Annotated in this window: 6 protein-coding genes; 1 reads left to right on the plus strand and 5 read right to left on the minus strand. The window is 65.6% G+C overall.

Going from position 1 to position 8148, the window contains the following annotated elements; all coding sequences use genetic code 11:
- Positions 1-184 precede the first annotated feature (184 nt).
- The gene (locus tag VM221_00005) at positions 185-1195 is read left to right on the plus strand and encodes a Gfo/Idh/MocA family oxidoreductase (protein HUT73204.1); all 1011 of its coding nucleotides are present in this window, start codon (positions 185-187) and stop codon (positions 1193-1195) included.
- Here VM221_00005 and VM221_00010 read toward each other — a convergent pair.
- Genes VM221_00010 through VM221_00030 form a run of 5 tightly spaced genes read right to left on the minus strand, consistent with a single transcriptional unit; the run spans position 1158 to position 7996 of the window.
- Positions 1158-2222 carry an alpha-ketoacid dehydrogenase subunit beta gene (locus VM221_00010; GenBank protein ID HUT73205.1) on the minus strand — a complete coding sequence of 355 codons (1065 nt, stop codon included), beginning with the start codon at positions 2220-2222 and terminating at the stop codon, positions 1158-1160. The two genes, VM221_00005 and VM221_00010, sit on opposite strands and share 38 nt — an antisense overlap.
- Positions 2210-3181, minus strand: coding sequence for a thiamine pyrophosphate-dependent enzyme (locus VM221_00015; GenBank protein ID HUT73206.1), 972 nt, complete (start codon positions 3179-3181; stop codon positions 2210-2212). The genes VM221_00010 and VM221_00015 overlap by 13 nt, the downstream gene beginning before the upstream one ends.
- A gap of 2 nt (positions 3182-3183) precedes the next feature.
- Positions 3184-4674 (minus strand): trimethylamine methyltransferase family protein, encoded by a 1491-nt coding sequence (locus tag VM221_00020; protein ID HUT73207.1) that lies wholly within the window; start codon positions 4672-4674, stop codon positions 3184-3186.
- Between the two features lie 23 nt (positions 4675-4697).
- The gene (locus VM221_00025; protein HUT73208.1) at positions 4698-6677 is read right to left on the minus strand and encodes a hypothetical protein; all 1980 of its coding nucleotides are present in this window, start codon (positions 6675-6677) and stop codon (positions 4698-4700) included.
- Positions 6674-7996: an aspartate aminotransferase family protein gene (locus tag VM221_00030; GenBank protein ID HUT73209.1), complete on the minus strand. Its 1323-nt coding sequence runs from the start codon at positions 7994-7996 to the stop codon at positions 6674-6676. The genes VM221_00025 and VM221_00030 overlap by 4 nt, the downstream gene beginning before the upstream one ends.
- Between the last annotated feature and the right edge of the window lie 152 nt (positions 7997-8148).

Here is an 8148-nt window from a genome sequence, read left to right on the forward strand (position 1 = left end):
CCTTCGCAAACAGCCGGGCCGCCTTCAACCTGCGCTTCTCCAAACCGGCAAAGTTTCGTCGGCCGCCAATGTGCGCTTTCATGCCTACAGCATATCATAGCTGCACCAAGAAATCAAACCTATTACGCGAGATTCAATAAGGCAGGTTCGGAATGACATTTCCGGTGACCTCAGAGGCATCTGCATGAACGACGATATTCGCGTGGGCTTGATTCGCTGTGATACGCACGGCGCGTACTACGGCGCGCTGATGGACCGGCACGATCCCGTGCTGCTGGCCTACCCGTTGCCGCAGGGGCGGCTGGCCAAGTACAGTTGGCAGACCGGCGGCGCGCACTACTACTTCTATACCCGCCATGCTGACCGCACCGCCATGACCGTCCCCGCGGTCGAGGGGTTCCGCATCACCAGAGTTTGGGACGAAGATCGCTGGGTGGCTGAGAACTTCAGCGCGGTCTTCGACAGCAAGCCCAGGGTGTGCGACACATTCGCCGAAATCTCGGATGACGTGGACCTGGTGTTCATCGCCGACTGCAATGGCGATGGATCGGATCACCGGGAGCTGGCGACCCCGGGCATCGAGAAGGGCGTGCCGACGTTCATAGACAAGCCGTTCGCCTTCGACGTGGGCGATGCGCGGGCCCTGGTCGAGTTGGCCGAGCGGCGCGATACGCTGATAATGTCGGCCTCGATTCTGGGCGAGCTGCCGCACGCGGCCCGGTTTCGCGATCGGTTTGCGGAGCTGGAGAAGCCGGCGTTTGGCACCGTCCGCGGCGGGTCGCTACACATGGCGGCGTTGATTCATGCCATCAGCCTGGCTTTGCACCTCTTCGGCGACGGGGTGGAATCCGTGGAGGCGATGGGGCAAGCGCCGCAGGTGTTCGTCCACTTGGGTTATGGCGGTCGGCCCGATCGGCCATCCTGCGGCGGGATGCTCCACTGCGACGCCGGGCCGACCTACCACTGCTCGTTCTACGCGAGCGCGTACAGTCGGTGGGGGGCGATTCATTCGCCCAACCTGGGAGATTTCGAGTTCCCGTACGGGGCGGCGCGCATCCTGGAGCAGGTGCGCGAGATGGTACGCACGCGCCGCCCGCCCAAGTCCTACGCGCAGATGATCGAACCCGTCGCCATCGCCACCGCGATCCGCCTGTCGCTCAAGGAGGGCCGAAAAGTGGGGCTCGCTGATTTGTAGCTCGCCTGACTGTCGCGCCGGGGCCGCCCGGCAAGGACGGCCATCCGCTTGCCGTCTGCGCCATCCGCCTCATGGCGGCCTTGATGTCGTCTGTCTGCGGCAGGCAGAGATCCTCCAACCCCGGGCTATAGGGCATCGGCACGTGCGCACCGCCGATCACCCGCGGTGGCGCGTCGAGCAGATTGAACGCGTTCTCCACCACCTGGCGCACGATCTCGGCACCCATGCCCGCGACCGCGGTCGCCCCCTGGATGACGAGGAGGCGGTGGGTCTTACGCAGCGACTCGATGATCAACCCCAGGTCGAGGGGCATCAGAGTGCGAGGGTCCATGACCTCGACCTCGATCCCCTCCGGGGCCAGCTCCTGCGCCGCTGCCAGCACAAGGCGCAGGAAGTATGACGTCGAGATGACGGTCAGATGCGCCCCCGGGTGGCGAATCACCCCCTTGCCGATGGGCACCAGGTATTCCTTGTCCGGCACCTCCCCCTTGACGCCGTAGAGCAGGCGGTGCTCCAGGAAGATCACTGGCTCGTCGTCGCGGATGGGGCTCTTGAGCAGCCCCTTGGCGTCATAGGGTGTCGAGGGGATTACCACCTTTAACCCCGGTGTGTGTACGAACCAGGCCTCCAGGCTCTGTGAATGCTGCGCCGCTTCGCGCGTGCCGGCGCCCTGCTGTCCGCGAATCACCAGCGGCACTTTGACTGCCCCGCCCGACATCAGACTCAACTTGGCGGCCTGGTTCACGACCTGGTCAATAGCGGTAGTGATGAAGTCAACGTACATGATCTCCACCACCGGCCGCAGCCCTGCCAGCGCTGCGCCTACCGCCACACCGATGAACCCCGACTCCGAAACCGGCGTCCGCCGCACCCGCATCGCGCCGAAGCGTTGCAGGTGCCCCTTCTGGGTTTGCCACACGCCGCCGAAGCGCCCAATGTCCTCTCCTATCTGGAAGACCGATGGGGCGCGCTCCATCTCCTCAAACAGAGCCTCGCCGATGGCCGCAGTGTAGGTTATCTCACGCATTGCCAGTTCCCCCGGGGATGCTCGGCGATGAAGGTGGCAGAATCGGGATATGGGCTCTCCATTGCGAAAGCCGCCGCCGCGGCGACCGCCGCGTCAGCGCGGCGACGGACGTCCTCGACCTCGGCTGGAGTGACGTCGCCACTGGCGAGCATCCTTCGTTCGAGACAAGTGATCGGATCTCGGCGGCGCCAGCCCTCCTCCTCCCCGCGCGGACGGTGCCGGTGGTCGTGCAGCACCATGCAGTGGCCCTCATAGCGGTAAGTGTTGCACTCGAGCAATGACGGGCCCTCGCCAGCGCGGGCACGAGCGATGGCGCGCTTCGCCGTCTCGCGGACCAGCAGCACGTCGTTACCGTCAACCACCTCGCCGGAGATGCCGTAACCTGCGGCGCGCATCGCGACATCCGGGACGCACAGGCTTTCCGTCACCGCTGTGGTCGCCGCGTAGTGGTTGTTCTCGCACACGTAGACTATCGGTAATTGCCAAAGGGCGGCCATGTTCAAGCTTTCGTGAAATGTGCCCTGGTTGGCCGCGCCATCGCCGAAGAAACAGATGACGACCTGGTCACCGCCGCGATACTTGACCGCGTAGGCCGCGCCGGTGGCGATGGGGATGCCGGCGCCCACGATCCCGTTGCCCCCCAGCAGTCCGATCTCCGGCGCAAACAGGTGCATGGAGCCGCCGCGCCCCCGGCTGTAGCCTGTCTCGCGGCCCAGCAGTTCGGCCATCATCCGCCCGAGGTCGCCGCCCTTGGCGATGCAGTGGCCGTGCCCGCGGTGGGTGCTGGTGAAGTAGTCGTCCTCGCGCAGGGCCGAGCATACGCCGACCGCCACCGCCTCCTCGCCGATGTACAGATGCAGCGCCCCGTACACCAGGCCCTTGTGGTAGAGCTGCTTGGCCGTTTCCTCGAACCGGCGAATGGTTTGCATCTGTTCCAGCAACTGCAACGCATCGCGCATCCTTATCCTCCTAGCAGCTCGCGCCGTGCCGCGGCGACGATCTCATCGAGCGCCTTCAGCTTGTCATCCGGCAACTGCGGCGGCGCGTAGGCCTCGAGGCGCTCGCGCCACATCTCATCGCAGCGGTCGAGGATCGCCTTCTCATCCCCCGCCCAGCCACCGGCGGCCGGGTCATCGGTGCGGAAGATGGACGAGGCGCGCAGCTCGCGGAAATGCTCGAGGGTGTGATCGGTGGCGAGGAAGTCCTTCTCCCGCTGGACGCGCTCGCAGATCTCGGCAAACGGGATGGCCACGTCATCCGTTGTCACCCCCCGGCCCATGAACTGGCCCTTGCGGATCTCGAGGTCGAGCACCGCCTGCGTCGGGGAGCCGGTGCCGTTGTTGTCGAGCGTTCCCACCCCGGGGTAGGCGACATCGCTCACCCCCTGCAGGCGCGCAAACCTCTCCGCGGCGGCGAAGCACTCCGCTACCGCCTGCAGCCCCGGGCGCTTGGCGGCGGCGGTGAAGAAGTTATCCACCCGCAGGTGCCCGCCGAAGTGCGCGTCGAACAGTTCCTTTACCCCGAGGTTGACGATGGTGCAATCCGCCGTGGCATAGGTCACCTGCGCATTGCGCATGTCAACCGCCGACGCAAGCGCGCGCCCGCTGATATCGGCCTCCGAGTCCTGGGTGAAGACCGCGACCATGCCGCCCAGAATCTCGGCCGCCATCATCGTCATCGCCGCCGCCAACGTCACGGGCGTGTTGAGGCCGATGGTCATCATCGAGGCCACGTAGAACTTGCCGACGCGCCGCGCGGCGCGCTCCACCGTCTCGCTGGCGGAGCGCCGGTCGAGGGTCAGCGGCGGCGTGATGCACTGCGACCCGCAGATGTACGCCGTCTCGCGCGGGCGACCGGTGACAACTTCCCCGATCGCTTGCAGGTACTTGATGTGCTCGGGGTAGATGGCCTCGATGCCTCCCACCTTGTCGGTGATCTTCAGGCCGAGCGCCAGGGATTCGATCCGCTCGGTCGGGGCTGGAACGTCCTGGCGGTACCACGTGCTGGTGTAGCCGATCTCGGGCACGGTGTGCGCCCACTTCTTCATGGTGACGAAGATGTCGGTGTCCACTGGCAGCACGCGCCCGGTCGGATAGTCGTAATACTTGGTGGGCCCGCAGTCGAAAATGGAGGTGCGCACTCCCTCGCGCATACGGGCCTCTTCCGCCTCGCGCCGTCCGGTCCAGATGAGGAAGTGCCCCCAGTCAATGATCCCGAAGTTGCGGAAGAACCGCTCGATGTCGCTGTCCAGCGGCTGCGTCCTGCGCTGTGAGGCCACGAAGTCCTCGATCAGGCCGCGCGGGATGCGCATACGCCGCCCCGGGCTGCGCTCACAGCCCAGGCGCACCATGTCCGCCTCGATCTTCTCGTGCTCGATGCGCATTCCCACTTCCCACAGCAGGTCGCACACCTTGTCGCGCAGCAGCTCTTTCTGCGAATCGTGCAAGACCATCGTTTGTCCCTCCGTCCGCAAGCCTACTCCAGCACCGCCATCTCCTGCCAGTCCCGCAGCTGCAGCTTCACCACCCAGCGGCTGCCGTCACGCTGCAAGGTCGCCTGGGGCGTGACCGCCCGCCCGTTGAGGTCGAACACCAGCACCTTCGGTTTGCGCCGATTGGCCCACCGGTACTCACCTGACACGCAGGTCACGATCCGCTCCTTGCCTACGATCCACCCCGGATGTAGCTCGACCGGCGTGATGGGGAACATATGATTGATGGCTCCGTACTCCCCGGCGCCGGGGCCGCTCTGCGGGATCTCGGTTGGGTAATGGTAGTACAGCAGGCCGTGGCGCAGGTAGATGATCGCGGCCTTCATGATGAGCCTGGCGTAATCCTGCCTCCCCTTTTCGCCCAGCCGGCCGGGGCGGAAGCCCAGGGCGATGGGAGTGCTCAGGTGCCCCGCGCAGGGGTAGGAGGCCAGCGGCGGCTCCGTACCCGCGCGCCAGCCCAGCGGGTCAATGTTCCACTCCGATTCGTTGAAGCGGTGCACCCGCAGAGACTGCATCTCGGGCGAGGCCGGGAAGGTGTTGGCCACCATGTAGCGGCCCTTGCTCAAGACGTATTCGACCAGGCTCTCTTGGGCGCCGATACTCACCAGGGCCCCGTCGGTGTACCTGGCGGCGATGCGCCCGGTGGCAGGGGCGATGTCAACCGTGGTGCCGTCCCACGCATGGTATGAGTAGCGCTGCTCGTCGTTGAAGGCGAGGCTGAACTGATCTATGTAGAGACCGTCAAGGCCGACGTCCTCCAGCAGGAACCTGGCCTGATCGAGCCAGTACTTGTGCTGGTCATTCCCCGGGGCGGCGAATACCGAGATCGCCATCATCGGGAAGTGACTCCCGCGGTAATACACCTCGTAGCGGTAGCGGCCGTCTCTGCTCTGCAGCAGGCAATCCTTCCAGCGCAAGTCATGCTGGGTCAGGATTTCCATCTGCTGCGGCGTGAAGGGGTACAGGCCCTGTGGCTGATCCCGCACCGTGGCGTAGATGGCATCGGTTACATCCTGCGGCAGCCCGACCAGGTTGCACTCGATGCAGCCGATGCACATGATGGCGGGGTTGACGCGCTTGACCGCAGCCATCGCCTCCTGCAGCAGAGGTTTCAGTTCAGCCCGCGAAGTCGGCCGGCCAGTCCATGAGTTGTAGTTCTCGTAGTCCACCCACGGCTGGATGGCGACTACCTGGGCCCGGTTTCGCGCCAGGTACTTCGCCAGCGCCTCGTGGTCGCGAATTAGGTCCATGCGCGCGGTCACGTCGAGTATCACCCACGGGCCGATCAGCCGGAAGTTGACCTCCCAGTCGCGCCGCACCTGGTTGATGAATCTCCAGTAGTCCGCCTCCGCGGGCAGCGGGTACAGCGCCCAGCGGAAGGTGTAGCTCTGCCCCGGCTGCAGCGATAACCTCTCCGCCGCCATGCGCACGCGATTGGCCGACGATGACAGCGCAAGCTGCAGACGCAGCAGGGTGTCTTCGGCCAGCCAGGCCAGGCGGCTGCGCGCCTGGGCGACGTAGACGCTGGGGTTCTCCGCCGTCAGGTGTGCGCCGCTACGGTCGACGCCCCCGAGCAGACACTGGCGGAAGGGCTGCGGGCTGGTCAGCTCATTGCGGTAGATGACGCCGACCTCCTCGTAGCCGGTGTTGGTAAGAGTATCGGTGACGATGACGCGATGCCTAGCAACCGAGACGCGACGCGAGAGGGAATAGTGCGCACCTGCCGCACGCACGGCGACAGCGTTTCGCGCCTCACGCGCCAGGTGCGGTTGCCACGCCGGTTCGCAGCCCGGTCCCCGCTCGCCGAGGTCGTTCCAGCCAAGCGTGGCGCCGGGATAGGACAGGTGGGTCTCGATGTCGTAGCCTTCCCCGCCCACCTCCACCCGGAGGCGGCCGCGTTCCCCGACCCGAACGTCGTAGCCCTCGCCCCGGAGCACCTGACCCTCGCTGATGAGGCGGGTCATGGCTTGGCCCGCACATCCTCGCCGGCAACGGAGATGGCCCTATCCATTAGCGCCAGCATGTGATCCACCTCGTCCTTCTCGATCACCAGCGCCGGAGCGATCACCAGGATGTCGCCGTTGTTGCGCAGGATCATGCCGTTATCCCAGCACCACTCACGGATCCAACTGCCGACGCCGAGCCTGGGATCCGGCTTCAGCTCCACCGCCCACAGCAGCCCGATGCCGCGAATGTCGCCCACGATCGGGTGCCGGTGGAGTTTGTTCAACTCGTCCCGCAGATATTCCCCCAGCCGCGCCGCGCGCTCCACGAGCCCTTCCTTCTCGATAATGCCGATGTTTGCCAGCGTCGCTGCGCAGGCGATGGTGTGGCCGCCGTAGGTGCTGCCGGAGCGCAGCTCGCTGCCCGGACCGCGGCGAAAAACATCCGCGACATTGGGCGTCGTCACCGTCGCCGCCAGCGGGATATAGCCGCCGGTGAACCCCTTCCCGATGGTCATGATGTCCGGCACCACCGACCAGTGCTCACAGGCGAACCATTTGCCGGTCTTGCCGAACCCGGTCTGCACCTCGTCGAAAATGAGCAGGATGCCGTGGCGGTCGCACAGGTCGCGTACGCCCCGCAGGTAGCCCTCCGGCGGCAGCGGGTAGCCGGTGTTGGAGCCGGGGATGGGGTCCATGATGATTGCCGACACCGACCCCGGCCCCTCCCACTCGGCAAGGCGCTCCATGGCGCGCAGGCAAGCGAGGTCGCAGGTCTGCGGCTCCAGTTCGAGCTCGCAGTTGCAGCACGCCGCCGGGGGCGCGAAGAAGTAGCCCGGCAGCAAGGGTTCGAAGTACTCGCGAAACCACGGGATGCCGGTGGCGGAGGTGGCGCCGAGCGTGGTCGCGTGGTAGGAATTGCGCCGGGCGATGACCTTCCACCGCTGCGGCTCCCCCCTCTCGCGGTGGTACTGCCGCGCCATCTTGAGCGCGGTCTCGTTGGCCTCGGAACCGCTGTTGACGAAGAAGCTCACCGACAGGTCGCCGGGCATGATCTCCGCGAGCTTCCTCGCCAAGCGGATAAGCGGCACGGTGAACGTATCCACGTAGTTAGGGAAGAACTCGAGCTGCCGCAGTTGCTCCTCGATTGCCTGCGCTACCTCGGGGCGGTGGTGGCCGCAGATAGTAGTCAGCAGCGACGCAAAGGTGTCGAGGTAGCGCCTGCCGTCAATGTCATAGACGTAGCACCCCTCGCCCCGGGTGAAGATCTTCGGGCCTTTGGCGAGCTCGGCGTTGCTGGCGAAGTGGGGAATGATGTAGACCAGCGCATCACGCCGCAGTTCATCCTTCTCTAGCCCGCATTATTCACACCCGGTGACCAGGCGGTGGTTTTCGGTCTGTTTTCGCTTGCCTTGGGTTGAATTGGCGGGTCGCGATGGGGAATGGCCTCCCCGGACGGTTTCTCGCCGCCCGGATCGTCGGTCGCTGCCTC

The organism is Armatimonadota bacterium, from assembly GCA_035527535.1.
GTDB lineage: Bacteria > Armatimonadota > Hebobacteria.